At 62.8% G+C, this 25,924-nt stretch carries 26 protein-coding genes; 14 read left to right on the forward strand and 12 right to left on the reverse strand.

Translation table 11 applies throughout. The features are described from left to right. Positions 1 to 115: 115 nt before the first annotated feature. The gene (locus tag JWR51_RS10960) at positions 116 to 679 is read left to right on the forward strand and encodes a DUF308 domain-containing protein (protein WP_299747300.1); all 564 of its coding nucleotides are present in this window, start codon (positions 116 to 118) and stop codon (positions 677 to 679) included. On the opposite strand, the gene JWR51_RS10965 is transcribed toward JWR51_RS10960, so the two are convergent. Then, a complete protein-coding gene (locus JWR51_RS10965; protein WP_299747302.1) occupies positions 676 to 1,581 on the reverse strand; it encodes a YihY/virulence factor BrkB family protein in 906 nt (301 codons plus the stop codon). The two genes, JWR51_RS10960 and JWR51_RS10965, sit on opposite strands and share 4 nt — an antisense overlap. Positions 1,582 to 1,721: 140 nt before the next feature. On the opposite strand from JWR51_RS10965, the gene dnaG reads away from it, so the two are divergent. Together dnaG and rpoD are read left to right on the forward strand one after the other, a co-directional pair. Then, on the forward strand, positions 1,722 to 3,674 hold the full coding sequence (gene dnaG, locus JWR51_RS10970) for a DNA primase (protein WP_299747457.1): 1,953 nt from the start codon (positions 1,722 to 1,724) through the stop codon (positions 3,672 to 3,674). Between the two features lie 190 nt (positions 3,675 to 3,864). After that, entirely contained in the window at positions 3,865 to 5,928 is a 2,064-nt protein-coding gene (rpoD, locus tag JWR51_RS10975) for an RNA polymerase sigma factor RpoD (RefSeq protein ID WP_299747304.1), read from the forward strand. Positions 5,929 to 5,998: 70 nt separating this feature from the next. On the opposite strand, the gene JWR51_RS10980 is transcribed toward rpoD, so the two are convergent. After that, positions 5,999 to 6,262 (reverse strand): hypothetical protein, encoded by a 264-nt coding sequence (locus JWR51_RS10980; protein ID WP_299747306.1) that lies wholly within the window; start codon positions 6,260 to 6,262, stop codon positions 5,999 to 6,001. A 37-nt stretch (positions 6,263 to 6,299) separates the two neighbouring features. Continuing rightward, positions 6,300 to 6,974: a PspA/IM30 family protein gene (locus JWR51_RS10985; RefSeq protein ID WP_299747307.1), complete on the reverse strand. Its 675-nt coding sequence runs from the start codon at positions 6,972 to 6,974 to the stop codon at positions 6,300 to 6,302. Positions 6,975 to 7,139: 165 nt separating this feature from the next. On the opposite strand from JWR51_RS10985, the gene JWR51_RS10990 reads away from it, so the two are divergent. The 5 genes from JWR51_RS10990 to queF all read left to right on the forward strand — a co-directional run bounded on the left by JWR51_RS10990 (position 7,140) and on the right by queF (position 9,219). Then, positions 7,140 to 7,787 carry a TetR/AcrR family transcriptional regulator gene (locus JWR51_RS10990; RefSeq protein WP_299747309.1) on the forward strand — a complete coding sequence of 216 codons (648 nt, stop codon included), beginning with the start codon at positions 7,140 to 7,142 and terminating at the stop codon, positions 7,785 to 7,787. A gap of 69 nt (positions 7,788 to 7,856) precedes the next feature. Then, a complete protein-coding gene (locus tag JWR51_RS10995) occupies positions 7,857 to 8,132 on the forward strand; it encodes a DUF2442 domain-containing protein (RefSeq protein ID WP_299747311.1) in 276 nt (91 codons plus the stop codon). A 33-nt stretch (positions 8,133 to 8,165) separates the two neighbouring features. Continuing rightward, positions 8,166 to 8,459 (forward strand): HlyU family transcriptional regulator, encoded by a 294-nt coding sequence (locus JWR51_RS11000; RefSeq protein WP_299747313.1) that lies wholly within the window; start codon positions 8,166 to 8,168, stop codon positions 8,457 to 8,459. An 81-nt stretch (positions 8,460 to 8,540) separates the two neighbouring features. Next, positions 8,541 to 8,762, forward strand: a complete 222-nt coding sequence (locus JWR51_RS11005) for a hypothetical protein (protein WP_299728287.1) — start codon at positions 8,541 to 8,543, stop codon at positions 8,760 to 8,762. 4 nt (positions 8,763 to 8,766) lie between these two features. Then, the gene (gene queF, locus JWR51_RS11010) at positions 8,767 to 9,219 is read left to right on the forward strand and encodes a preQ(1) synthase (protein ID WP_299747316.1); all 453 of its coding nucleotides are present in this window, start codon (positions 8,767 to 8,769) and stop codon (positions 9,217 to 9,219) included. A 194-nt stretch (positions 9,220 to 9,413) separates the two neighbouring features. Here the strand turns inward: queF and JWR51_RS11015 are convergent, their stop codons facing one another. Both JWR51_RS11015 and JWR51_RS11020 read right to left on the reverse strand, forming a co-directional pair. Then, the gene (locus JWR51_RS11015) at positions 9,414 to 10,460 is read right to left on the reverse strand and encodes an LLM class flavin-dependent oxidoreductase (RefSeq protein WP_299747318.1); all 1,047 of its coding nucleotides are present in this window, start codon (positions 10,458 to 10,460) and stop codon (positions 9,414 to 9,416) included. A gap of 84 nt (positions 10,461 to 10,544) precedes the next feature. Next, positions 10,545 to 11,231 (reverse strand): tellurite resistance TerB family protein, encoded by a 687-nt coding sequence (locus tag JWR51_RS11020; protein WP_299747320.1) that lies wholly within the window; start codon positions 11,229 to 11,231, stop codon positions 10,545 to 10,547. A gap of 101 nt (positions 11,232 to 11,332) precedes the next feature. On the opposite strand from JWR51_RS11020, the gene JWR51_RS11025 reads away from it, so the two are divergent. After that, positions 11,333 to 11,695 carry a DUF4189 domain-containing protein gene (locus tag JWR51_RS11025; RefSeq protein ID WP_299747322.1) on the forward strand — a complete coding sequence of 121 codons (363 nt, stop codon included), beginning with the start codon at positions 11,333 to 11,335 and terminating at the stop codon, positions 11,693 to 11,695. 90 nt (positions 11,696 to 11,785) lie between these two features. Here JWR51_RS11025 and JWR51_RS11030 read toward each other — a convergent pair whose 3' ends face one another. Further along, a complete protein-coding gene (locus tag JWR51_RS11030; RefSeq protein WP_299747324.1) occupies positions 11,786 to 12,187 on the reverse strand; it encodes a hypothetical protein in 402 nt (133 codons plus the stop codon). Positions 12,188 to 12,369: 182 nt separating this feature from the next. Further along, a complete protein-coding gene (locus JWR51_RS11035) occupies positions 12,370 to 12,885 on the reverse strand; it encodes a TIGR00645 family protein (protein ID WP_299747326.1) in 516 nt (171 codons plus the stop codon). A gap of 129 nt (positions 12,886 to 13,014) precedes the next feature. On the opposite strand from JWR51_RS11035, the gene JWR51_RS11040 reads away from it, so the two are divergent. Continuing rightward, the gene (locus JWR51_RS11040; protein WP_299747328.1) at positions 13,015 to 13,917 is read left to right on the forward strand and encodes an alpha/beta hydrolase; all 903 of its coding nucleotides are present in this window, start codon (positions 13,015 to 13,017) and stop codon (positions 13,915 to 13,917) included. Positions 13,918 to 14,063: 146 nt separating this feature from the next. Here the strand turns inward: JWR51_RS11040 and JWR51_RS11045 are convergent, their stop codons facing one another. Both JWR51_RS11045 and JWR51_RS11050 read right to left on the reverse strand, forming a co-directional pair. Continuing rightward, complete coding sequence (locus JWR51_RS11045; protein WP_299747330.1) at positions 14,064 to 15,914, reverse strand: OmpA family protein; 1,851 nt, start codon at positions 15,912 to 15,914, stop codon at positions 14,064 to 14,066. Positions 15,915 to 16,066: 152 nt separating this feature from the next. Then, positions 16,067 to 18,247, reverse strand: a complete 2,181-nt coding sequence (locus tag JWR51_RS11050) for an OmpA family protein (RefSeq protein WP_299747331.1) — start codon at positions 18,245 to 18,247, stop codon at positions 16,067 to 16,069. Between the two features lie 288 nt (positions 18,248 to 18,535). Between JWR51_RS11050 and JWR51_RS11055 the strand changes: the two genes are divergently transcribed. Together JWR51_RS11055 and JWR51_RS11060 are read left to right on the forward strand one after the other, a co-directional pair. Next, positions 18,536 to 18,958 (forward strand): secondary thiamine-phosphate synthase enzyme YjbQ, encoded by a 423-nt coding sequence (locus tag JWR51_RS11055; protein WP_299747333.1) that lies wholly within the window; start codon positions 18,536 to 18,538, stop codon positions 18,956 to 18,958. Then, the gene (locus tag JWR51_RS11060) at positions 18,958 to 19,788 is read left to right on the forward strand and encodes a sulfite exporter TauE/SafE family protein (RefSeq protein ID WP_299747335.1); all 831 of its coding nucleotides are present in this window, start codon (positions 18,958 to 18,960) and stop codon (positions 19,786 to 19,788) included. Before JWR51_RS11055 ends, JWR51_RS11060 begins: the two co-directional genes overlap by 1 nt. A gap of 11 nt (positions 19,789 to 19,799) precedes the next feature. Here JWR51_RS11060 and JWR51_RS11065 read toward each other — a convergent pair whose 3' ends face one another. Together JWR51_RS11065 and JWR51_RS11070 are read right to left on the reverse strand one after the other, a co-directional pair. Beyond that, positions 19,800 to 20,516 carry an SIMPL domain-containing protein gene (locus JWR51_RS11065; RefSeq protein ID WP_299747337.1) on the reverse strand — a complete coding sequence of 239 codons (717 nt, stop codon included), beginning with the start codon at positions 20,514 to 20,516 and terminating at the stop codon, positions 19,800 to 19,802. A gap of 239 nt (positions 20,517 to 20,755) precedes the next feature. Then, complete coding sequence (locus JWR51_RS11070; RefSeq protein ID WP_299747339.1) at positions 20,756 to 21,478, reverse strand: SIMPL domain-containing protein; 723 nt, start codon at positions 21,476 to 21,478, stop codon at positions 20,756 to 20,758. Between the two features lie 191 nt (positions 21,479 to 21,669). Between JWR51_RS11070 and JWR51_RS11075 the strand changes: the two genes are divergently transcribed. Together JWR51_RS11075 and JWR51_RS11080 are read left to right on the forward strand one after the other, a co-directional pair. Further along, positions 21,670 to 22,824, forward strand: a complete 1,155-nt coding sequence (locus JWR51_RS11075) for a fumarylacetoacetate hydrolase family protein (protein ID WP_299747341.1) — start codon at positions 21,670 to 21,672, stop codon at positions 22,822 to 22,824. Positions 22,825 to 22,846: 22 nt separating this feature from the next. Next, a complete protein-coding gene (locus JWR51_RS11080) occupies positions 22,847 to 24,283 on the forward strand; it encodes an aldehyde dehydrogenase family protein (RefSeq protein WP_299747343.1) in 1,437 nt (478 codons plus the stop codon). Between the two features lie 166 nt (positions 24,284 to 24,449). Here JWR51_RS11080 and JWR51_RS11085 read toward each other — a convergent pair whose 3' ends face one another. Beyond that, positions 24,450 to 25,661: a PLP-dependent aminotransferase family protein gene (locus JWR51_RS11085; RefSeq protein ID WP_299747345.1), complete on the reverse strand. Its 1,212-nt coding sequence runs from the start codon at positions 25,659 to 25,661 to the stop codon at positions 24,450 to 24,452. Positions 25,662 to 25,924 lie beyond the last annotated feature (263 nt).

A 25,924-nucleotide genomic window follows, 5' to 3' on the forward strand; every position in this document is an offset into this window, starting at 1 on the left:
TGCTTAAAAACTGAAGGGGCAGGGTCGCCCCGTGGTCACGTTGCTGTCACGAGAATACTGGACGAGTCCGATATTGGCGCTACACTCTCCGCCACCTTTGGGCGGGAGATGTATTATGGCGATTTCTGCGGATACACGGCGGCGCTTCGCGCTGGCGACAGCCTTGCGCGGCCTGCTGATGCTGCTGGCGGGCCTTTATGTGGTGATCTTTCCGGTGCAGGCATTGTCGGTGCTCGTGCTGTGGGGCGGTATATTGCTGATCATCGACGGGCTGCTGGGCCTGTGGAGCCTGACCTTCGGCGGCGGCAAGAGCGGCAATTACTGGTTTGACGTCGTCTCAAACGTGCTGGCGCTGCTCCTCGGCATTCTCATCCTGATCAGCCCGTTCATGGCCACCATCCTGACCGTGACGTTCCTGTCGAGCCTGGTGGGGATCGCGGCGCTGATCGTGGGCGTGATGCAGATCGTCGTCATCACCCGCGAGCGCGAGCATTATGCCCGCATCTGGCCGGTGGTGCTTTCGGGCGTGTCCTACGTGCTGATCGGCCTGGTCTTTCTGTTCTTCCCGGTGCTCAGCGCTTCGATCGGGCTGATCCTGGGCGGCATCCTGCTGATCGTGTTTTCGTTCGGCCTGTTCGGCTGGGCCTGGCGGCTCTATCAGCGCAGCAAAGTCGCTTAGGCGCTCTTAGCGCGTTCGGCGAGTGTTTCGAATTCGAGCTGGGCGTTGAGTGTGGCGCCCAGCACCAGGATCAGCGCCGAATTGTACATCCAGAGCAGCAGCACGATGGCGGTGGCCAGCGAGCCGAAGGTCGCTTGGAAGTTGCCGATGCTCTCCACATAAAGCGAGAACAACGCGCAGACCGCGAGCCACAGCACCGTGGCGGTGATGGCGCCGGGCCAGATCCAGCGGGCGCGATGCGAGCGGCGATCGGGCGCGAAACGATAGAAGGCGGCAATCGCCAGGACGCCCAGCACCAGAAGCAACGGCCAGCGCACCAGCAGCAGGAGCGCCTGGTTATGGCCCAACCAGGGCAGCAGGGAGAAAAAGGCCGGCAGTACCGCAACCAGCGTCAGGGCCACTACCATGGCCAGGGCGCCGGCTAATGTGGTCAGCACCGAAACAACGACCGTCATGATCAGTCCGCGCCGTTCCGGCTCCTGCCGCGTCTGCGAGGTGGCATAGATCAGCGCCGCGACGCCGCGCGAGCCGCTCCACAGCGCCACCACCAGGGAAATGACCAAGCCGATGCCGAGGCCAACCCGCGGTTGCGCAAGCAGCGTGACCAACTGGCTCGCCAGTGCCTCTTGGGCGACTTTGGGCATCAGGCCATCGACCCTGTCGATCATATCGGCCAGAAAGCCCGGACTGGCGAGCAGGCCGATCAGCAGGACCAGCGTGGTGATCGCCGGAAACAGCGACAGGAAGCCGAAATAGGCGATGCCGGCGCAGCGCATAGCGGTTTCCATCTGCGTCATCGCCTTGGCCGTGCGCCACAGCACACGCCGCCACCGCCGCCGATCGTTCTTCGGCATCGGCGCGGTAACGGTATCGACGACAAGCTTGGTAGTTAGATCGCTCACGACGGCCCCCGGTGCGAGGGGGAACGCCGGGCGCGGCGGTGAGGTTGCGAAGCGTGGCTACTAGCCGGGTCCGGCAATTGCGGGCTGTGGAAAAACCCTTCGGGCGTGACTTCGCTCGAGCGAGTGCTTACCTAACGATTATGCGCTTCACCGATACTTTCTTGGACGAGATCCGTCAGCGCCTGCCGATAACGCAGGTGGTGGGCGAGCACGTCATTTGGGACAAGCGCAAGAGCAATCCGGGCCGTGGCGACATGTGGGCCTGTTGCCCGTTTCACGGCGAAAAAAGCCCCAGTTTCCATGCCGATGACCAGCGCGGCATCTATCATTGCTTCGGCTGTGGCGTGTCGGGCGACCATTTCCGGTTTTTGACCGAAAAGGCCGGGATGAGCTTTCCCGAGGCGGTCGAGAAGCTGGCGGGCATGGCCGGGGTGCCGATGCCGGCGCGCGACGAGCGGGTGGAAAAGCGCGAGGCGGCGCAGCGCTCGCTGATCGATGTCATGGACCTCGCCACCAAGTATTTCGAGGCGGCGCTGAGCCACAATATTGGGGCGCGGGCGCGGGGATATCTGTTCGAGCGCGGTGTATCGGCTCAGTCGCAGACGCGCTTCCGCATCGGCTTTGCCCCCGATAGCCGCAATGGGCTCAAGGAGCATCTGGCCCAGAACGGCGTCTCGGCGCAGGACATGATCGATACCGGCCTCGTCGTGCACGGCGACGATATTCCGGTGCCTTATGACCGGTTCCGCAACCGCGTCATGTTCCCGATCATGGATTTTCGTGGGCGGGTGATCGCCTTTGGCGGCCGCGCGCTGTCGGCGGATGTGCCGGCGAAATATCTCAACTCGCCCGAGACACCGCTCTTCTCCAAGCGGCAGACGCTCTATAACGGCCAGTCCGCTCGGCAGGCGGCGCGGGATGGCAAGACCATCATCGTGGTCGAGGGCTATCTCGACGTGATCGCCGCCGTGTCGGCTGGCTTTGAGGGCACGGTCGCGCCACTGGGCACTGCGATGACCGAAGAACATCTGCAATTGCTGTGGCGGATGAGCGAAGCGCCGGTGCTGTGCTTCGATGGCGACAAGGCCGGCCTCAAGGCCGCCGAGCGCACGGCCGATCTGGTAATGCCGCATCTGAAACCCGGCTTCACCGTCAAGATCGCTACGCTTCCCGATGGGCTCGATCCGGACGATCTGATCAAGGCGCAGGGCCGGCAGGCTTTCGCCGATGTCATCGACAAGGCCCGCAGCCTGTCGGACGTGATCTGGAGCATGGAAACCGGCGGGCTGGTGCCCGAGGCGCCCGAAGAACGCGCGGCTTTGCAGGCGCGGATGCGCGAGCGCGCCAATTCGATCCAGGACTCTTCGGTGCGCTTCCACTACGCCCAAGCGTTCGACGAGAAACTCAAGGCCTTCTTTGCCCCCTCGCGGCAGGGTCGGTTCGAGCCGCGCGGCGGCCGGCCGGCCTATGGTCAGGGCAAGACCTATGGCCAGAGCGGCGCCTATGGCTATCCCGCCCGGGGCACGCCGCGCCTCGTCGTCTCCGATACCCTGCGCAATTCGCGCCTGCTCAAGCCGAGTGCGACGGCCGATGCGACGCCGCGCGAGGCGGCGATCATCGTCAGCCTCGTCAATCACCCGGCGCTGGTCGAGGACAAGTTCGAGACTTTGGCTGCGTTGGACTTCGAAACGCCCGCCGCTCACAAGGTATTGAGCGAAATCCTCGCTCTGGTGGTGCGGCACCACGATATTTCGGCCGCCGACTTGATGAGTGCCCTTGGAGCGCGCGGTTACGGCGAGGCGCTGGACCGGATGGCACGGGTGCTCAACCAGCAGGGCGTGTGGCAAATTACCACCGAAACGGCGCAAATCGATGCCGAGACCGGATTGAGTCACGCGCTGGCCTTGCATAACAAGAAAGTTCAGCTAAATAAGGAACTCAAAGCAGCCGAAGCGGCGCTGGGCGAAGACCCAAGCGAAGAAACCTTTGAAAGGCTGCGGGACATCAAGAACCAGATTACCACTGTCGATGGCACAGAGGCATTGATCGAAGGCTTTGGTTCGTTATCGGGACGCGCGACACGCAGTTTTTAGGGTTGAGAGCCTGAAAACGGCGAGTACGCGCGATTTTGCGTATGGCGATGTACGCATGGAACCGGTGAACGAACTGCTTGGAGCCTCGAACGTTAACGTTCGAGTAACCAAACCTTTATCTTTCCTTGATGTGTCACCACTTATGACCTTACCGGCACCCGGCCGCTGACGGGTCCCGACGGAGTACCAGATGGCCACCAAGGCAGCTACCAAGACGACGACCAAGGACAATGAGAAGCCGGAAGCCGGCGCCCCCGAGGCGACGAACGACAGCCCATTGCTCGATCTATCCGATGCCGCCGTCAAAAAACTCATCAAGGTCGCCAAGAAGCGCGGCTATGTGACGTACGAAGAACTCAATGCCGTCATGCCTTCGGAGGAGGTTTCCTCCGAGCAGATCGAGGACATCATGTCCATGTTCTCGGACATGGGCATCAACGTCGTCGATGAAGACGAGGTCGAAGAGACCGAAGTCGAAAAGGACGAGGACGATACCGGCACCGAAGTCGCGCCATCGACCGGCAGCGCCGTGGCCACCACGTCCAATACCAAGGCCGGCTCCGATCGTACTGACGATCCCGTGCGCATGTATCTGCGCGAAATGGGCTCGGTGGAACTGCTGAGCCGCGAGGGCGAAATCGCCATCGCCAAGCGCATCGAGGCCGGTCGCGAGACCATGATCGAGGGCCTTTGCGAGTCGCCGCTGACCTTCCAGGCCATCATTATCTGGCGCGAACAGCTCGCCCAGGGCGAAATCCTGCTGCGCGACATCATCGATCTCGAAGCCACTTATGCAGGCCCCGACGCCAAGCAGGCGACGCCGACGCCCGAAGTGCTCAGCATGCACACCCATCCCAAGCCTGAGCCCGCCGCTGCGCCCAAGCCGGTGGCGCGCCGCTCGACTGGCGATAGCGACGACGATTACGTGCCCGAGGAGCCGCAGGCTCCGCAGGACCCGGTCGCCGACGATGACGACGACGAATTCGAAAATGCGCTGTCGCTGTCGGCGATGGAAGCCGAGCTGAAGCCCCAGGTGGTCGAGACCTTCGACCGCATCGCCGAGGCCTACGGCAAGATGCGCATCATGCAGGACCGGCACGCCGGCAACCCGACCGGCGATGTCAGCGCCGCCGATACCAAGAAGCTCGACGTGCTGCGCGGCGAAGTGATCACCGACGTCAAGTCGCTGTCGCTCAATGCCGGCCGTATCGAGAACCTGGTCGAGCAGCTTTACGACATCAACAAGCGCCTGGTGAAGCTGGAAGGGCGCCTGCTGCGCCTGGCCGAAAGCTATGGCGTCAAACGAGAGAAGTTCCTCGAGAGCTACTATGGCCAGGAAGTGAACCCGGCCTGGGAAGAGTCGCTGGAAACTCGCGAAGGCAAGGGCTGGGGCGAATTCGCCAAGCGCGAAGCCGACACCATCCGCGAAATCCGCGGCGACGTGTCCACCTTGGCGACCGAAGCCGGCCTGAACATCGGCGAATACCGCCGCATCGTGCACAAGGTGCAGAAGGGTGAGCGCGAAGCTGCCATCGCCAAGAAGGAAATGGTCGAGGCCAATCTGCGCCTCGTGATTTCCATCGCCAAGAAGTACACCAACCGTGGCCTGCAGTTCCTCGATCTGATCCAGGAAGGCAATATCGGCCTGATGAAGGCCGTCGATAAGTTCGAATATCGCCGCGGCTACAAGTTCTCGACCTATGCGACCTGGTGGATTCGCCAGGCGATCACCCGCTCGATCGCCGATCAGGCGCGCACCATCCGTATTCCGGTGCACATGATCGAAACGATCAACAAGATCGTCCGCACGTCGCGCCAGATGCTGCACGAAATCGGCCGTGAGCCGACTCCAGAGGAGCTCAGCGAAAAGCTGCAGATGCCCTTGGACAAGGTCCGCAAGGTGCTCAAGATCGCCAAGGAGCCGATCTCGCTCGAAACGCCAATTGGCGACGAGGAAGATAGCAACCTGGGCGATTTCATCCAGGACGTGAACGCGATCCAGCCGATCGACGCCGCGATCCAGAGCAATCTGCGCGAAACCACCACCCGCGTGCTGGCTTCGTTGACCCCGCGCGAAGAGCGCGTGCTGCGCATGCGCTTCGGCATCGGCATGAACACCGATCACACGCTGGAAGAAGTCGGCCAGCAGTTCTCGGTGACCCGCGAACGTATCCGCCAGATCGAAGCCAAGGCGCTGCGGAAGCTCAAGCATCCGAGCCGGTCGCGGAAGCTGCGGAGTTTCCTCGATAACTAGGCTATTACAGGAATTCTGGAACAGCAAAACGGGGGCCATCGGCCCCCGTTTTCGTTTCTACATCAGGCGCTTACTCGGTGATGTAGTCCTGGATGATCTTTTCGTTTTTGGCGGCCTCGAGCATGTAGAGCTTTTCCTTCTGCATGCGGTCGTCGAGGCGGTACTTGACGAGGTTGACCAGGGCGCAGGTCAGCAGGAAGACGCAGACACCCCAGTAGCCTTTGGTGGAGATGTCGAGGTCGGCGATGATCACGGATATGGTGAGCATGACGTAAGCGGTGACGACGGCCAGGCCATTGAACAGCATGTAGACGGTGTTGTTGGACGTGGGCATTTGAGGCTCCTGTGAGGTGAATTGAGGGGTTTTGGGTTCAGGCGTTGCGGAGGCGGGTGAGCACGTCCTGTGCGCGGGTCTTGGTGGCCGGGCCGAAACCGGCAGCGGCGAGGTTGTCTTCGGTGGAGCGGTGCGAGAGGGCGTTGTCGATCTCGTCAAGCACGCCCGATTGTTCGAGCGGGTCGTCCTGCTCGGTGACGCGCTGGATCAGTTTTTCGGCCTCGTGGATGGCGCTGCCGCCATCGAGGGAGCGGTTGAGGCGGCGCTGCGAGCGGCGTTCCAGATCGATGGCGCGGGCGGCGATGGCGTTCTGGCGCAGGTCGGCGACGCGGCGATGGGCCTTTTCCACCGATTGACGTAGCCGGGCGACGCGCTCGGACAGCCGGGCCAGGGTTTCGGCGCGGACGGTCATCTCGTTTTCCATCTCGGCGATGGCGTCGGCGCCTTCGAGAGCCAGGGTCTCGTTGCCGGCGGCGAGGGCCTCGCGCACTCGATTTTCCAGGATTGCCTTGCGGACGCCGAGGGTATCGAGGGTCTTTTGTTCGCCGCGTTGACGCAGGATCAGGGCGGCGAGGGCATGCTTGGCGCCTTCGACGCCGGCTTCCGCTTCGCGGATTTTCTGGTTGATCAGGTCGATGGCGAAATGGTCGGTGGCGGCTTCGGTCGCCTTGGCATTGGCGCCGCGGAACAGGGTCGAAATCAAGTCCAACATCTGGTTTCTCCGGGTGAGGCGGAGGCTATTCACCGCCGCAAGTCGTTTTGAACAACGTTCATGAATTCAACATACGCTTTTTTGAACGACGTTCAAGCGCAAAAACGAACAAAGTTCAAATTAATATGCTAGGACCGTCGCGGGGCCTGAAAACGGATAGTTTGCATGACGCTGGAACATGACGCGGTGCGCGAGACGCTGATCGACGCGACGATTGCGCTGATGGACGAGGGTGGGCTGCCGGCGGTCAAGGCGCGCCCGTTGGCCCAGGCAGTGGGCGTGTCGGTGGGCACGATCTACAATCTATTCGGGAATGTGGATGGGCTGGTGCTGGCCGCCAACCAGCGCATCTATGCCGACCTGAATGCGGTGGGGCAGGCCAATATCATGCCCATCGAGGAGAGACTGGCCCAGCGCATCGCGCAGGGCGTGGTTGCGGACACGGCCCGCGACCGGGTGCGGGAGCGGCTATTGGGACTGTCGGAGGTCTATATCGATTTCGTCGCCGCCAATGCCAGCCGCTGGAGCGCGGTGCTGGCGTTCGATCGCAACCGCAGCACGGCGGGCACGCCCGAAGGCTATGTCGAACAGCTCGATGCGATGATCGACATTATTGGGCGGGTGCTGGAGAGTGCGCCGCGCTGTGCCGCTATAACGGTGCGCCAGCAAACGGCGCGAGCCCTGTGGTCCTCGGTGCATGGCATCGTGACGTTGACCTATTTCAGCGGCGACGCCGCCACTGCCAGGGAGCGCACCTGGGCGCTGATCACGATCCTGGTCGGCGCCGTGACTGATGGCCTGTTCGCCGAATAGGCCTCAATCCTTGCCGCGCCGGCCCCGCTGGGGCATAGGGGGGGCCATGCCCCGACTACGGAGACTGAATTGGCGCTCAAAGTAACTTCGGTGCGAGCCCTGCCGCCGTTCAAGCTTGACCTCGTGTTTTCCGACGCCACATTTGGCGTGTTCGATTGCGCGGCGTTGATCGAGGAGCCCGGTTCGGGCCAGGCGTTGAAGGACCGGCGCTACTTCGGGCAGGTGATCCTCGAGAATGGCGTGCCCACCTGGCCGAACCATTTCGACCTGTCACCCGTTTGGTTGCAGGAAGAATTGCGCAAGCGAGACCTGCTGCGGTTGCCCACGCCCCCCAGAAAGCGATAAGAGAGGCGCAAAGCCCCTCTCAAGGAGAAACCCATGTCATTTTTCAGCAAGCTCTTTGGTGGTGGCGACAAGGCCGCGAGCACGCCGGCCGGTGACAAGGCGCTGGATCAGGAAAGCTACAAGGGCTTTCTGATCAAGGCCATCGAGATGCGCGCTGGCAGCGAGTATCAACTCGCAGGCACCATCGAGAAGGAAATCGGCGGCGAGCTCAAGACTTATAAATTTGTGCGGGCCGACCGCATGAGTTCCAAGGACGATCTGATTTCGATGGCGCTCGGCAAGGGCCGGCAAATCGTCGACGAGCAGGGCGACAAGATTTTCAGCTAGTCGCCACCCAACAAGACAGTGCCGATCACGACGCCGGGGCAGCATGCCACCGCCGTGTTCGGCCGCACAGGAGTTAGCCCCATGGCCAAGAAACCCACCGCGCGCAGCGAATATGTGATGTTCGACGTGATCTATGAAGACGGCAGCCAGCGGTCTAACCGCAAGGTGGAAGCGCACCTGCTCGGCGGCCTCGATGGCGACGAGCCGGCGCGCACCGCTATCATGGACCAGGACCGGGCGATTTCGGAAAAGTCCGGCCTGCCGCCATTGCAGATCAAGACCATCCGGCGCTCGGGCAAGTAAGACGATGAGCGAGAGCGGATTGCAGCTCGGCCGCCAGGTCGACACCCCGACGACACCCGAGGACGCGGTGCTCGATCCGGTGCCCAATCCGCATCCGGATACGCTGTATGTTGCGCGCTATGTGGCGCCGGAATTCACCTCGCTCTGTCCGGTGACCGGCCAGCCCGATTTCGCGCATCTGGTGATCGACTATGTGCCCGACCAGTCGCTGGTCGAGTCCAAGTCGCTCAAGCTTTACCTGACCTCGTTCCGTAATCATGGCGCCTTCCACGAAGGCTGCACCATCGATATCGGCAAGAAGATCATCGCGACGATCAAGCCGCACTGGCTGCGCATCGGCGGCTATTGGTATCCGCGCGGCGGCTTGCCGATCGACGTCTTCTGGCAGACCAGCGTACCGCCCGAGGGCGTGTGGTTGCCGGACCAGGGCGTCGCGCCGTATCGCGGGCGGGGGTAGGGCTTCCGGGCCACGGACTTTAGGCTGCCGTTGTGGGATGATGGCGTTCAGCGCCGAAGCTACCGCAATAACGATGCGGCTCCTCCCCCTTGACGGGGGAGGATGGGTGGGGGTGTTCGGAGCCGCGATGTTGGACCGCGGCCAAACTTCCCCGCGAGGGGGGAGGGAGACGACTGCAAGCTCAGGTCTAGGTCTCAGACCTTCCGCGGCAGCGCCTTATCGATTGCGGGTTTTACCACCGTCCCGAATAGTTCGATCGCCTTCATCACCTTGTCATGGGGCAGGGTGCCGACGCTGAGTTGCAGGCCGAAGCGGTCGTGCTTGAACCATTCGTGCTGCAGCAGGATCTTGTCGATGACCTCCTGCGGCGAACCCATGAAGTACGCGCCGTTGGGCGTTGCGCCGGCATCGAACTGGGCGCGGCTGGTCGGGCCCCAGCCGCGTTCCTTGCCGATGCGGTTCATCACCTGGCTATGGGCCGGATAGGCGATATCGCGCGCGTCCTGGCTATCGGCGGCGATGAAGCCGTGTGAGCTGATGCCGACCGGCAGGCTCTTCGGGTCCTTGCCGGTTTTCTCGGCGGTTTCGCGGTAAAAGTCCACCAGGGGGGCAAATTGCTTCGGCTGGCCGCCGATGATGGCGATCATCAAGGGCAGGCCATAATAGGCGGCGCGGGCCACTGAATTGGGCGTGCCGCCGACAGCGATCCACAGCGGCAGGGGGTCCTGCACCGGCTTGGGATAGATTTCGAGGCCTGGAATGGGCTTGGTGTGCTCGCCGCCCGGCCAGGTGACCTTGCCGCCGGCCCGAATGGCCATCAGCATTTCGAGCTTTTCCTCGAACAGCGTGTCGTAATCGTCGAGCTTGAGACCGAATAGCGGAAAGCTCTCGATGAACGAACCACGGCCGGCCATGATTTCCGCGCGGCCGTTGGAGAGCAGGTCGAGCGTTGAAAACTGCTGATAGACCCGAACGGGGTCTTCCGAGCTGAGCACGGTCACGGCGGTCGATAGCTTGATGGTTTTGGTTTTGGCGGCGGCGGCGGCCAGGATGGTCACCGGCGCCGAGGCGACGAAATCGGGGCGGTGATGCTCACCCAGGCCATAAAAATCCAGCCCGAGCTGGTCGGCCAGCTCGATCTCGTCCAGCAGGTCCTTCAGCCGCTCGGCCGGGCTCTGCAGCGTGTCGCCATTCAGCGCGTCGGGGGTGTTTTCAGCGAAGGAATAAAGACCGAGTTCCATGATGTGCCTCTTTGTTGAGGGACAGATGGCGTCTGTCCCTCAAACCAGCAAGAACGCACATGGATGTAACCGATGCGGTGCAGCTTAGACGTTGCTGCCCGAAGGCGTATAGGCAAAGGGCGCGGCCGGCTGGGTCGGGCCCAGCAGGGGCTCGCCGGCGGCCTTGTGGATTTCATCGACCAGGCCGGGCTCCAGCTTGAGCTTGGTGGCCAGCGCATCGAGATAAGCGCGCTCCGAAGCCGTATCGGCGGTGATGGCGACCAGCGAAGCCGCATAGATTTCTGCGGCATGTTCGGGCGTATCGGCGCGGGCCACCACGGCGTTGATATCGAGCGGCGTGGAGAGTTCGTCGAACACCCAGGCCTTTTCCTCCGAACTTAGCGACATGGTCTCAAGCTTGGTGAAGATGGCTTCCTTCTCGTCGCCATCGATCTTGCCGTCGGCCTTGGCAGCCGCGATCATGGCGCGCACCAGGGTCTTGCCCAGTTGTTCCTGCGCCTGTGCGTCGGCCAGCGGGGGAATGAACGCATCCTGGCTTTGTGCGGGGGCGGGGGCATTGCCCTGGTTCTGCTGATGGTTCTGCCAGGCCTTATAGGCCAGCCCACCCACCGCCGCCACGGCGCCGATCTTGACGGCATTGCCGAGCAGCTTGCCGGGATTGCCGCCGCCGAGCAGCATGCCGGCCGCGACGCCCGCGGCGCCGGTCAATGCGGTGCGTTGCGTGTTGGGATCGGTCTGCAGGGCTTTGAGAATCTGGTCGATATTGAACATGGCTTGCTCCCTTGGTTTTCATGTGAAGTGGGGAAGCGAATGGGGCTTCGCAAGGCAGGCTGGTAAGACGTAATGTCGCGCCATCGCTTGGGGGACGCATAATGAGCAAATCGATCGGACTGATCCTGGCGGCACTGATGCTGCTGGCGACGGCCACAAGTGGCGCACAGGCGGTGGAGTGGGGCTCGATCTATTATTCGCCGAGCACGCACGCGACCGGATTTTCGCATCACTACGACACCCAGCGGCAGGCGGAGCGGGCGGCGGCAAGCTATTGCCGAGGCGGCGATTGCGAATATGCGATCAGCTTCCGCAATGCCTGCGGCGCGGTGGCGGTGGGCCGCAACGGCGGCTGGGGCGCCGATTGGGGCACTACGGGCAATTCAGCCCAGAGCAACGCCATCAATGCCTGCCGCACGCATGATCGCGGCTGCAGCGTTGTCCGCTGGCAGTGCAGCAAATAGCTTTTTCAGCCAAAGAAAAGCCCCGGCGGGGCGGCCGGGGCCTTAAGTGACGCCTCAGAGGGAGTGCTGAGACGCCGGGGACGCTTTAAATTATGGGTTAGCTGCCGGGGCCGGCGTCGTGGTGTCGGTGGCCGGGGCGGCAGGGGTCGCCGGAGCCGCATCAGTGGCCGGAGCCGGGGTCGCGGGAGCCGCTTCAGGAGCGGGTGTCGCGGGGGCTTCAGTCATCGGGGCTGGGGCGGTATCGGTCGCCGGAGCTTCGGTCATCGGGGCCGGGGCAGTTGCACCCGAATCCGTCGATGTCACCGCTGGGCTAGTGGCACCTGCATCACCGGTCGATGGGCCCGAATTGGCCGAGAAGACCAGATAGCCGATGGCAAGCAGTGCCAGGACCACAATGATGCCGACGAACCAGCCTGTACCATTGCTCTCGCGGGTATAGACAGTCCGGTTGCTGTCGTTGGAATAGACGTTATCGCGTTCTGGGGTAGCCATGATTGCGCTCCTTTGTTGCACGCTATGGCAAAGAAACGCAGGTTTTCCGGAATCGTTCCCGATTCCGTGATCGAGCTGACATACGTGCACGGCCGCCCGAAAGCGCTGAATTTTCAAAAGATTGCGCGCAAAATTCGCCCGGCGGCCGGGTTTTTTCCACGGCCAAGGCGAAATAATCGCGCCTAAAGATCGGGTTCTTTATCTTTTCCGGGCTTTTTCGAGATGCGATCGATGATCGCCAAGAACACCGCCGAAACCACGAAAGCGAGGTGGATGATGGTGAACCACATGATCTGGTTGTCGGTATATTGCGGCACGTTGAGGAAGATTTGCAGCAGGTGGATCGACGAGATGGCGACGATGGTCGAGGCCACCTTGATCTTGAGCGAGCCGGCATCGATCTGGCCGAGCCAATGCACATCGTCCTCATTGTCGAAGCGCGAGACGAAGTTCTCGTAGCCCGAGATGATGACCATGACGACGAGGCTGGCGATCAGCGCCGCATCGATCAGCCCCAGCACCTTGAGGATGGTTTCGGTATCGTCCATCTCGAAGACGTGGCTGGCGAATTCCCAGAGCTTGAACATGAACGAGGCGGCATAGATCGCCAGCGCCAGGCCCAGCCCGATATAGAAGACGACCAATAGCCAGCGCGACGCCAGGATGACCTTCTCGACGAAAATTTCCAGCTGCTTCATGCTCGGCTCCACTGCGTGAACCCCCAATAGCAAGATTTGCCGGGCAAACAAGGGGCTGGGCTGCATGGGGGCTTGTCGGCGGCGCCCGGATCGGCACTGATGCTGGCAAAACCGCGGAGGGGAAAACCAATGATCAGCGATGACGCGCGCAAGGAAATCGACGTTCTGTTTGCCAAGCCGAAGAAGGTCGGCCTGACCCTGACCGAGAACCGGCGCCAGTGGGAGGAGGAGTGCCTCACCACGCACATGCTGCCCGAGGGGGCGGTGGTGGAGGCAGTGATTGCCGGCGGCGTGCCGGGCGAATGGGTGAGCATGCCGCAGAGCCAGCAGGGCAAGGTGTTCCTGCTGCTGCATGGCGGCGGCTACAATGCGGGCTCGCCCAAGACGCATCGACGCATGGCGGCCAATCTGGCGGCTGCCACTGGCATGCGGGTGCTGGTGCCGGATTACCGGCTGGCACCCGAGCATCCGTTCCCAGCCGGCGTCAAGGATGCGCTGCTGGCCTATGGCTGGCTACTGAGCCAGGGCCTGAGCGAGGCCGATGTAGTGGTGGGCGGCGACTCGGCCGGGGGCGGGCTGGCGCTTTCGATGCTGCTGGCCTTGCGCGAGGCCAATGCGAGAATGCCGCTGGCGGCGGTGCTGATGGCGCCGTGGACTGACCTGACCGTTTCCAGCCCGTCTTATGAAACGTTGCGCGCCAAGGACCCGATCATCACCCGCGAGGGTCTGCGCGAGGCGGGGCTATGGTATGCGGGCAACCGCGATCCGGCCGATCCGATGCTGTCGCCGCTGTTCGCGGACCCCACTGGCCTGCCGCCGCTGCTGATCCACGCTGGTGGCGACGAGGTGATGGTGGATGACTCGGTGCTGTTCGCGCAAAAAGCGCAGGCGGCGGGTGTGGAAACGATTTTGAAGGTGTGGCCCGGCCTGTGGCACGTGTTCCAGGTTCAGTCCTATGTGCCCGAAGCGGCGCAGGCGATTGCCGAGATCGGGGCGTTCGTGCGCGAGCAGATGGGGCGCTCAAGGAATTAGAGGCGGGGCCAGCGGGGTTCGCTGAGGACTTAGCTGGCGCCTTGAGCCTTGGCGAACCCCTACCGGAGGCCCTCGCATCCGGCAGGATTGGTATGCGCGATCGAACATGAACGCATATCGAACGGGTGTTCGATGTTTCGTTCATCTTAGCGGCTGGCGAAATACGGTGTCACCAATGGCGTGATGCGGCGGATGGTGACCCGCCGGTTCTGCGCCTCGGCGCGCGGCGTCCTGATCCGCAGGTAGCGCTCGCCATAGCCCTGGGTAGCCAGGTTTTCGGGCGGGATGTCGTAATATTGGGTCAGGATGCGCGCGACATTGCTGGCCCGTTGGTCCGACAGCAGCAGGTTGTCGCGGTCCGAACCCGTGGCGTCGGTATGACCTTCGATGAGGAAGGTTTCGGCCGGATTCTGTTCGAGCAAGGTCCACATCGCCTCGGCCAGGCGGCTCAGCGCATTGACCTGGTTGCGGTTCAGGCTGGCAGCGCCGGATGCAAAGTTAAGGTCGTTGACCTCCAGTCGCCGCAGGCTGTCGCGCAGGCGGGCGGAGCGCTTGACCTCGTCGATCGAATAGATGCGGCGGGCCCGTTCCAGCGGCGGTTCAGCGAAGAACGAGGCAATCGCGTCGGCATCGGCATAGCGCCAATCTAGCGCATAATCGCGGATCGAGATGGTGATACGCAGCGGCGGCAGGTCGATGCCGGGATCGCCCCAATATTCCATGTCGTCGTAATAGGCCGGGTCGAAATAGGCCAGCACATAGGTGTCGCCGTAGGGGTCGGTGCGGTAGCGCTCGAGGATATTGCCATATTGGTCGCGCGTGGTGACGACAACCGAACCATCGTCGCGGTAGACGGTTTCGCGGAAGCGGTTATCGCCGATCTGGTCGAACTGGTAGTTCTCATCCCCGCCGAAGATGCGGTCGCGATCCGCATAGGAATTGTTGATGATGACGGTGTTGTTGGTCTCGTAGATATAGGTGTTCTGGACATTGTTGATGATGGTGACGTTCTGCGGCGTCACCAGTTGGGGCGCGGCCGCCATCACCTCCCCCGTGCGGGCATTGGCTTCGACGATCTGCTCGGGCGTCACCTCGGCCACGACCTGCGCCGCCTCGTCGCTTTCGGGCGCCTCGACATCCTCGCCGGTATCGGCCTCCATATCGACCGTGCCGTCCTTGGCGCTATCGAACAGGGGCGCCGACTCATTGGCCGACACGCCTTCCGCCACCGGCTCGGTGGCGGTGAAGAGTTCCTCGGCCGGCAAGTCGGCGATCGGGTCGTCCTCAGCCAGGGCTTCGACCGCCATCGGCTCGGCATCGGCGTCGTCCTCGATGACGAGGTCCGGGTTGGCAGTCTGATCGGCGGTCACGTCGGTCTGCTCTTCGCTCGCGTCAGGCTCGACGGCCGTGTCTTCGTCCGTGGTGTCGGGCACGACTGCCGGTTCGTCATCGCTCGTTTCAGGCTCGGCCGCAGGATCTTCCTGCGTCGTGTCGTTCTCGACGGCCGTCGTATCGTCCGGCGTAGCCTCGTCTACCGATGTTTCGGGAACGGGCTCGTCATAGACAGGCTCGTCCGGGGTCGGTTCATCGTAAACGGGTTCCTCAGGCGTCGGCTCATCATAAACCGGCTCTTCGGCTGCCGGTTCATCATACACAGGCTCTTCGGCCGCTGGCTCCTCATAGACGGGCTCCTGATAGACGGGTTCTTCAGGGGCCGGCTCCTCGTAGACAGGCTCCTCTGGAGCAGGCTCGTCGTAGATCGGCTCTTCAGGAGCGGGTTCCTGATAGACTGGTTCCTCAGGGGCCGGCTCTTCGTAGGCAGGCTCCTCCGGAGCAGGAACCGGTTCCTCGGCCGGCGCGCCGGCCTGCAGTGCTGCAAGGCATTCGTCGTAGCTTGCAAAACCCGCGCACTCCTCAGGCATCTCTTCCTGCGCGAATGCGGGTGCTGCCAGCAAAGTAGAGAAGCCGACAACGGCAAGCCAAAAACGAAAGCGCATTGAAGGTCCTTGTACCGCTGCAGAATTTAAGCAGCAGCTATACTGAAATCGAGGCCGTCGCACAGTCGCAAGTTGGCCGGATCGTTACCGGGAGAAAAAAAGAAAAAAGGCCGGGCGATGTGCCCGGCCTTCGTGTTCAGCGTCCGTTCAGATTAGTTGCTGGCCATGGTGATCAGCGGCGTGATGCGGCGGATGGTGACGCGGCGGTTTTCGCGCTCGGCGGCATCGGTGCGGATGCGCAGATAGCGTTCGCCATAGCCCTGGGTCGCCAGGTTTTCCGGCGGCACCTTGTAGAAGTCGGTCAGGATGCGGGCCACCGTGGCGGCGCGCAGATCGCTGAGCTGCAGGTTCTTGATATCGGTGCCGACGGCATCGGTATGGCCTTCGATCAGGAAGGTTTCAGCCGGATTGTTCGCCAGCAGGCCAAGCATGGCGTTGGCCACGTTGCTGAGGGCCGCAACCTGATCACGGCTGATCGTGGCAGCACCGCTATCGAAGGTCAGGCCGCCCACTTCGAGCTTGCGCACGCTGTCACGCACGCGGGAAGACCGCTTGACCTCATCGATCGAATAGAGACGCGCGACCTGCTCGACCGGTGGCTGGCGGAAGAACACTTCCACATCATCTTGGTCCGCATCTTCGGCATCAAGCACGTAGTCCTGCACCGGGATATTGAGGCGCAGCGGCGGCAGGTCCTGGCCCGGATCGCGCCATTCCAGCAGGTCGTTGTCATAACGATCGTCGAAATAGGCGAGCACGGTTTCGCGGCCGTCCGGCGAGAAGCGCGAGCGGCGCAGTACGTCGCCGTTGCGGTTGCGCACGGTGACGATCTGGGTGCCATCGGGACGCGTAATGGTCTCGCGGACGCGGCCATTACTGAGGTTTTCGTAGAACACCTCATCCTGCTGGTTGTCGAAATACCGGTCGGTATCCTGGCCGGGCGTGTTGACGATCAACTGGGTGCCAATCTGCAGGATGACCTGGGTCAACTGATCACCATAGGTGGTCTGGCGCAGGTCGTTCTGCTCGATATTGGTCTGCTGGCCGATATTGGTCTGCGTGTTGTTCTGGGTATTGTTGGTGGTGTTATTCGTCGTGTTGTTGGTGATGTTGTTGACGACATTGGTCTGGTTGATGATCGTCACGTTCTGCGGCACCACCGTCGGGGCGACGGCAGCAGCAGTCACCTGTTCGCCCTGCTCCTCGGTGACCGAGACTCGGGCGGTTTCTTCCGGCGCGAAGGCGGCCTGAGCGGCGGCATCGTTTTCCGGTGGCGGGGCAACGGGTGCCTCGGGCACGACTACTGCGGCTGGCTGGCCATCAGCGGGTGCGGGTGCGGCTTCGAAATCCTTGGCGCTGTCGAGCACCGGAGCGATCTGCTCCTGGGTGATGCCCTCGGGCAGCGTGGTGATGACTTCGACTGGCTGCCCCGTCGCATCGACAGGAGCTTCGCCAACGGGCTGTTCAGCCGGCGCTGGTACGGCCGGAGCTGGCTCCGCCGGGGTCAAACCCGGGACTTCGGTGAGCTTCAGGCCATTGTCGGCGAGGCAGGCGTTGACGTCGGCATAGCCGGCGGCAGCGCAGATGCTGGCGATCTGGGCGCGGGCGGCGTCCATATTGGCTTGGGCCGCCGCGGCATCGCCACCCGACATCAGATCGGCAAGGGCGGTGTCATAGGCATTGACCTGTGCCTGCAGGTCAGCCTGCAGATTGGCATTGGCCGGCGCAGCTTCGGGAGCGGGAGCGGCCTCTGGGGCTGGAGCAGCCTCAGGAGCCGGAGCGGCTTCCGGGGCCGGCGCAGCTTCAGGAGCGGGGGCGGCCTCAGGTGCGGGAGCCGGTTCAGGAGCGGCTTCTGGCTCTGGGGCTGGCGGGGCTTCCTCAGCGGCCGGCGCTGGGGCCTGCCGCTGGGCCGCTTCGGGCGCAACTTCGGGTTCGGGTTCAGGAGCCGGCTCCGGTGCGGGAGCCGCTTCTGGGGCTGGCGCTGCTTCAGGAGCAGCCTCAGGTGCCGCTTCGGGGGCGACCTCAGGGGCAGGCTCCGGTTCCGGGGCAGGTGCTGCTTCGGGTTCGGGCGCGGGCTCAGGCGCTACTTCGGGAGCAGGCTCAGGCGCTGGCACAGCCTCGGGTTCTGGGGCGGGCTCAGGAGCCGCCTCCGGTGCAGGCGCAGCTTCAGGCGCCGGGGCGGCCTCGGGCACCGCTATCGGCTGACCGGGAGGCGTGGCGGACATGGCGGCGACGCAGGCGTCGAAATCGGTGATCCCGGCGTCAATACACACCTGCGGCAATTCCGGTGCTGGTGCGTCCTGCGCGAAGACCGGTATGGGCGCGAAAATCATTAACCCCAGGCTGGTGCTCGTAAGGAGCCAGTTTCGAATGCGCATTGTGATTCCTTTGTGGTCGACAGACACTTGGTACCAGCATCACGGCGCTAGTCTGAACCGAGACTGAACGGCGCCAGGATTATCGATGTGATGCAAATCCCCTCGTAATGCCCGCAACGCTTGGACTTGTGCCAAGGTTCCGTCGGCGGGCCGGCAAACATGGTGGGGCGAAGATGGCGCCAATGCGGCGCTGGCCGCCAGAGCCGCTCCGTGTTAGGCCGGAGCTACACCGCCGGACTCGCCATGCTGCAATCTCTCGATACGCTGAACCTTTCCACCGATGGCGCCGGACTCTACGAGTTTACCCGTGACGTCCGCCGCTTCGTGAATGCAGCGGGCGTGGTGACGGGCCTCCTCACCGTTTATTGCCGCCACACGTCCTGCTCGCTGTTGATCCAGGAAAATGCCGACGACGACGTCAAGACCGATCTCGATGGCTTCTTCCGCCGCCTAGTGCCGCAGGGCATGGACTGGATCGTTCATACCACCGAGGGCGCCGACGACATGCCCGCCCATATCAAGGCGGCGCTGACCCAGACCTCGGTCACAATTCCCATTGCCCAAGGCCGGCCGGTGTTCGGCACCTGGCAGGGCATTTATCTGTTCGAGCACCGCACGCGCCCCCATCGGCGCGAGGTGGTGCTGCATATTATTGGAGACGCATGATGGATTGGGGCACACTCGTATCGTACTGGCCGTTCGTGGTTGGCCTGCTGGTCACTGGTGTCTGTTCGGGCATTGCGGCCGGCCTGCTGGGCATTGGCGGCGGCGCCATCATCGTGCCGGCGCTGGCCACCGCCCTTTCGGTGCTCGGTTTCGGCAGCGATGTGGTCCAGCACGTGGCGGTAGGCACATCTCTCGCCATCATCATCCCGACCGGCTTCATGAGCGCGCGGGCGCATCAAAAGCGCGGCGCGTTGGATATGCCCACGCTCAAGCTGTGGGTGCCGTTCATCGTCATCGGCACCCTGATCGGCGGGCTGGCCGCGGCGTTCCTGTCGGGTGACGTGTTGCGCGTGGTCTTTGCGGTGATGGCCTTCGTCATTGCCGCCAATATCGTGTTCGGTTTCCAGGACAAGGTGATGGGTCACCTGCACGGCTCGGCCCTGACGCACCGTATTTCGGCGTTCGTCGTCGGCTTCATCTCGGCCCTGATGGGCATTGGTGGCGGCTCGCTGAGCGTGCCCACGCTGGTCGCATTCGGCGCCAAGATGCACGCTGCGGTGGGCACTTCGGCGGCGCTGGGTGTCGCCATCGCCATCTCCGGCACCATTGGCTACATTTTTTCGGGATGGGGTGTCGCCGGCGTGCCGCCGCTCAGCCTGGGTTATATCAACCTGCCGGCCCTGGTGCTGGTCGCCGTGCTGGCTGCTATTTTCGCTCCGCTCGGCGCGACCATCGCGCACCGGCTGGACCAGAAAACCCTCAAATACGTTTTTGCGGCATTCCTGGTCCTGGTGGGGCTGAACATGCTGTGGAAGGTGGTTTACGGCTAGGCAGGCCGGGGCTATTCCCCGACCGGCGTGACTTCCCACTTCGCCGAAATGCTGGACGAAAAGCTCAGTGTGCCCGGCGCTATCGGAACGGACGACATTGCCAAATCGGCCTCGCCGTCGACCGGGCCATATTCCATTGTATCATTGTCGTAGCCGCCGCCTTCGCGCAACGCCAGCAGGGCGCCGAGTGTCACGCCGGTCGACTTTGCATAGGCCTCGGCCTTGGCCAGTGCATTGGCCGTCGCCTCGTCACGCGCCATGGCATAGTAATCGGGTGCCTTGGACGACAGGAAGGTGACTGAACCGATCTCGTCGCCGAGCCGCGCCACACCGGCCAGTACGGCGCCGATCTTGGGCAGGTCCTTGACGTCGACGGTGACCGAGTTGCGCACGCGATAGCCGTCGAAGGTGTCGCGGTCCGGGTCGGCCGCTCCGTATTCGGAGGCGCCTTCGGCACGGATATAGACGGTTTCGAAAATGAAATTGCTGGTCTGGATATCGGCTTTGGGGATGCCCATCGCCACCAGCGCGTCGAACAGCTCAGCCGTGGCCTTGATGCTGCCATCGACCACGTCCTGCGGGGTTCCACCCTTCTTGATGACCGAGACGCCGACCGTGGCGTGGTCGGGCGGCGCGGTAACGGTTCCGGCGGCTTCGATGTAGATATAGTGGCGGGTGTCAATTTCGTCGGCGGCCACAGCGGTGCAGCCGAGCGCGACAGACAGCATTATTATTGATCGAGACAATATCACGGCGAAACCTTTTTGTTTATGTGCCACAAACACATAAAACCGGTGGCCTCTACATGCCCTGAATAGTGCCGTCAGCTTGCATTCATGCCGGAAAAATTACTGCGCACTGAAAACGGCAAAGGCCGGACTTGCGTCCGACCTTTGCAATAGGGTTGGTGGGGACGGTTGACTACGAAGGCCATCCCCACCGTCCAAGACCCTTGGGAGGGTTTGGGTTACTTGCCGGCGTCTTCGAGGTCCCACTGGACCGAAACGTCGATGGCAAAACTGAGTTCGCCCGTCGCCACGGGGACGTCGGTGCGGGGGGCGGCGTCCATCATGGCCTTGGCCATATAGGGCTGGGGCGGCTGGCCGATATTCTGGCCTTCATTGATCGAAACGATGTCTTCCAGCTTTGCGCCGGCCGCGGTGGCATAGAGTTCGGCCTTGGCGCGCGCGTCTGCAAAAGCGGCCTTGCGGGCTTCATTGAGCAGTTCGCTCGGATCGGCAACCGCGAAGGTGACGCCGTTGACGGTGTTGGCGCCCACGGTCACCGATTTGTCCAGGATTGAACCCAGCGTATCGAGCGCACGAACCCGAACGGTCACCGTGTTGCTGACCTGGTAGCCGTTGATCTTGGGGGGCAGCGTATAGCCGTTAGCATCGCGCTCTTCGGTGTAGACGTAATTCGGGTTCACCGAAAAGCCGGAGGTCTGCACGTCGCGCGCTTCGATGCCAGAAGCCTTGAGCTCCGCCAGCAGGTCGTTCATCGCCTTGGTGTTCTGGTCCAGCGCTTCGCGTGCGGTCGCGCCCTGGGTGGTCACGCCGGAGGTGACGAAAGCGGTGTCCGGGGAGGCGGTTACTTCACCATGGCCTGAGATCGCGATGGTGCCGGCGAGAGCGGGAAGCGACAGGCTGGCCAGCAGGGCGAAGGGAATAAGACCGATCAGGGGACGCATGAAAGAACTCCTTGAGGGCGTGGCGGGGACACTTCGCCACCTAATGCGTCCATAATGGGGCATACCTGAACTGAACTTGAACAGGTTGTGGAAACCTGTGCGGCGAAGGGATGAGCCGCTTTGAGGTCCATAAACCTTGCGCGATAGGGGTGGGGCGGGTTACTCAGCCACTAACATTTCAGGGGACCGGCATGAGCGAAGTGATCTATCCCGCGGACGGCGTTTTGCTCGGGCGCGCCCGTGTGCCGGGCATTTCCCATCCCGTTGTGGTGACGGTGCGGAATGGCGATCTTGTCGATATCACCGCGCGCGGCATGGCCACGGTGCGCGATATCGCCGAAAGCGCCGATCCGGCCGGCTATGTCGCTGCAGCGACAGGAAAATCCATCGGTTCCGCTGATGCCATCGTCGCCAATAGCTGGGCTCGTGTCACCGATTCCGCCAAGCCGTCACTGCTGTCGCCGATCGATCTGCAGGCCATCAAGGCCTCGGGCGTGACCTTCGTGGTGTCGCTGCTGGAGCGGGTGATCGAAGAGCAGGCGCGTGGCGACAAAGCCCGTGCCGATGCGCTGCGCGGCGAAATTCTCGATCTGATCGGCACTGATCTCAGCGAACTCGTCCCCGGCTCGGAAACCGCCATCAAGGTCAAGGCGGCACTGATCGCCAAGGGCGTCTGGAGCCAATATCTCGAAGTGGGAATCGGGCCGGACGCGGAGATTTTCACCAAGGCGCCGACCATGGCGTCGGTCGGGTTTGGCGCCGATGTGGGCCTGCATCCAGTGTCGAGCTGGAACAATCCAGAGCCGGAAGTGGCGCTGGTGGTCAGCTCCGCCGGCAAGATCGTCGGCGCGACGCTCGGCAATGACGTCAACCTGCGCGACGTCGAAGGTCGCTCAGCGCTTTTGCTGGGCAAGGCCAAGGACAATAACGCGTCAGCCTCGCTGGGGCCTTTCATCCGCCTGTTCGATGGCAAATTCACCCTCGAAACCATCAGCCAGGCCGAAATCGCGCTACGCGTCGAGGGCGAGGACGGCTTCGTTCTCGACGGTCATTCCTCGATGAGCCAGATTTCGCGCACGCCAGCCTCGCTGGTTGAAGCCACCATCGGCCGCCACCATCAATATCCCGACGGGTTGGTGCTTTATCTCGGCACCATGTTCGCGCCGGTCAAGGATCGCGACGGGGTCGGCAAGGGCTTCACCCACAAGCTCGGAGATACCGTCTCGATCTCGACATCGAGCCTAGGCACACTATCTAACAGGGTGAACCTCTCGACCCTCGCCCCCGCCTGGACCTATGGCACCAGCCATTTGCTGCGCGATCTCGCCGCGGCCAATCTTCTCTGAATTCCTCTCAAAAGGCATCATCATGACATTGCATCAGAACCTCATCGGCGGCGAATGGGTCGGCACCGAGGGGCGCGACAACATCAACCCGTCCAATATCAATGACGTGGTTGGCGTTTACGCGCAGGCTTCCGCCGACGAGACCAAGCAGGCCATCGCCGCCGCCAAGGCCGCGTTCCCCGCCTGGGCGCGCTCGGGCATTCTGGAGCGCCATGCGATCCTCAGCAAAACCTCCCAGGAAATCCTGGCCCGCAAGGCCGAACTGGGCGAATTGCTGGCGCGCGAGGAGGGCAAGACCCTTCCCGAAGCCATTGGCGAAGTCACCCGCGCCGCGCAGATTTTTGATTTCTTCGCTGGTGAAGTGCTGCGCCTGGCTGGCGAGATTCTCCCGTCGGTGCGCCCCGGCGTCGGCGTCGAGATTACCCGCGAGCCGATCGGTGTCGTCGGCATCATCACGCCGTGGAATTTCCCCATCGCCATCCCGACCTGGAAGATTGCTCCGGCTCTGGCCTATGGCAATACCGTGGTCATCAAGCCGGCCGATCTGGTCCCCGGCTCGACCTGGGCCATCGTCGACATCCTCGTTCGCGCCGGCCTGCCCAAGGGCGTGCTGAACCTGGTGATGGGCAAGGGCTCGGTCGTCGGTCAGACCATGCTGGAATCCAAGGACGTCAACGCCATCACCTTCACCGGCTCTGTCGGCACCGGCAAGCGCGTCGCGCTGGCCTCCATCGAAGTCGGCCGCAAGTTCCAGCTCGAAATGGGCGGCAAGAACCCTACCGTCGTGCTCGATGACGCCGACCTCAAAGTCGCAGTCGAATCCGTGGCGCAGTCGGCGTTCTTCTCCACCGGCCAGCGCTGCACCGCGTCCTCGCGCGTGATCGTCACCGAAGGCATTCATGATGCCTTCGTCGCCGCTTTGGGCGAGCGCGTTCGCAATCTGCGTGTGGGCGATGCCTTGCACAAGGATACGGAAATCGGCCCGGTGGTCGACGCCAGCCAGCTCAAGCAGGACACCGATTACATCGCCATCGGCAAGGCCGAAGGCGCCAAGCTCGCCGTTGGCGGCGAGCTGGTGAAGGGCGCGACCGAAGGCTTCTATTTGCAGCCAACGCTGTTCACCGAGGCCACCAACCAGATGCGCATTTCCCGCGAGGAAATCTTCGGGCCGGTCGCCAGCGTCATCCGCGTCAAGGATTATGACGAAGCCCTGGCTACGGCGAATGACACCGAGTTCGGCCTGTCTGCCGGCATCGTCACGACGTCGCTGAAATACGCCACGCACTTCAAGCGCAATTCGGAAGCCGGCATGGTGATGGTCAACGTGCCCACCGCCGGTGTCGATTTCCACGTCCCCTTCGGTGGCCGCAAGGCGTCGAGCATGGGGCCGCGCGAGCAGGGCAAGTATGCGAACGAGTTCTTCACGGTGGTGAAGACGGCTTATACGGCAGCGGGTTAGGTTTCGGCACGCCCTCGTGGTTCGAGGGTCGCTGCGCTCCCACCTCACCATGAGGGCTACTGAGCTATCGAGGTCGCCGCAAATTGCGGCGGCCTTCGCTTTTGAGACCTCATGGTGAGGTGCGAACTCTTGTGAGCCTCGAACCACGAGGTCGGGCACACAACGCTCAGGATACTCCCACCACCATCTCCGCCCTTCGCGCCACCTGCCCAACCAACTCGCACAACTTATAAATCCCGCCCTCGATCTGGGCTTCGTCGCACAGCGAGAAGCTCAGCCGCATGGTATTCCTTCCCGAACCATCCGGGAAAAACGCCGAACCCGGCACGAACGCGATATCCGCCCGTAGCGCCTGCTTGAGCAGGTCCCCGGCATCGATGTGCCCCGGCAACGTCACCCACACGAACATGCCGCCCTCGGGCCTTGTCCAGTGTACGCCATCGGGCGCATAGCGCTGCAATGCCGCCAGCATGGCGTCGCGCCGCGTGCGGTACACGGACCGAATCCGGGTCACCTGTGCATCGAAGCTGTCCACCGCGGCGTGGTGAATGATGATCTGGTTGATGGTCGCCGTATGCGGGTCCGCGCCCTGCTTGAGTAGGACCAGCCGTCGGATCAGCGGAGCTGGCCCACAAATCCAGCCCACCCGCATTCCGGGCGACAGGGTCTTGGAGAACGTGCCGCAATAGAGCGTGCGGGTGCTCTCGATACCGCCGGCGCGCGCTTGATCCAGCGCTGCGATCGCGGGCAGGTCCTGTCCGTCGTAGCGCAGCGCCGAATAGGCGGCGTCCTCGACGATCAGCGCGCCCATGGCGTCCGCCGTCGCCAGTGCGGCATGACGGGCCTTCAGGGTCATCGTCTCGCCGGTCGGATTGGCGAAGTCGGGCACCAGATAGATCAACTTGGCCGGGCAGGCGCCCGCGCGCGCCGCCCCCAATGCTTCGAAGGTCGGCTGATAGGCTGAAAACGCCTGCAATGCGCCCAAATAGGTCGGCTGTGCAGTGGCAACGGCGTCGCCCGCGTCAAGCATCAGCTTGCCGATCAGGTCCAGCCCCTGCTGCGAGCCGCCGGTGATCAGAATATTGTCGGACCCACAATTGATCCCCATGGCCGCCATACGTGCCGCAATCCACTCGCGCAGCGGCAGATAGCCCTCGGTGGTGGAATATTGCAGCGCTTCGCGCGCGATCGACGGCCCGGCAAAGGTCTGCCGGTACGCATCCTGGAACAGCCCGACATTGAACAGCGCCGGGTCGGGAATGCCGCCCGCAAACGAGGTCATGCTCGGACGCGATACCAGCTTGAGCAGTTCGCGGATTTCCGAGGCCTTCATGGCCAGTGCGCGGGTCGACAGGCGGGGCAGGGGATGCGGAGGCATTGTATCACCTATGGCTGATATGATAGATACAATACCGGAAACATTGTTATGTCAACACTATTGACCTTGATTTTGCTACGACGTAGCGTTAGGTCCAACGGCGCGAATGGCTGCCTTTTGGGTGGCTTGCCGGAATATCCTTGCCGGATGCGGCTAATGGCCGACTCTGCTACAGATGAGGCGGTAGGCCATGGCTAATCCGCCGATGCGAATGGAACGCCATATTGAACCAGAAGTTGTATCTTCATGAATTCACTAAGAAC

Source organism: Devosia sp., assembly GCF_028290625.1.
GTDB lineage: Bacteria > Pseudomonadota > Alphaproteobacteria > Rhizobiales > Devosiaceae > Devosia.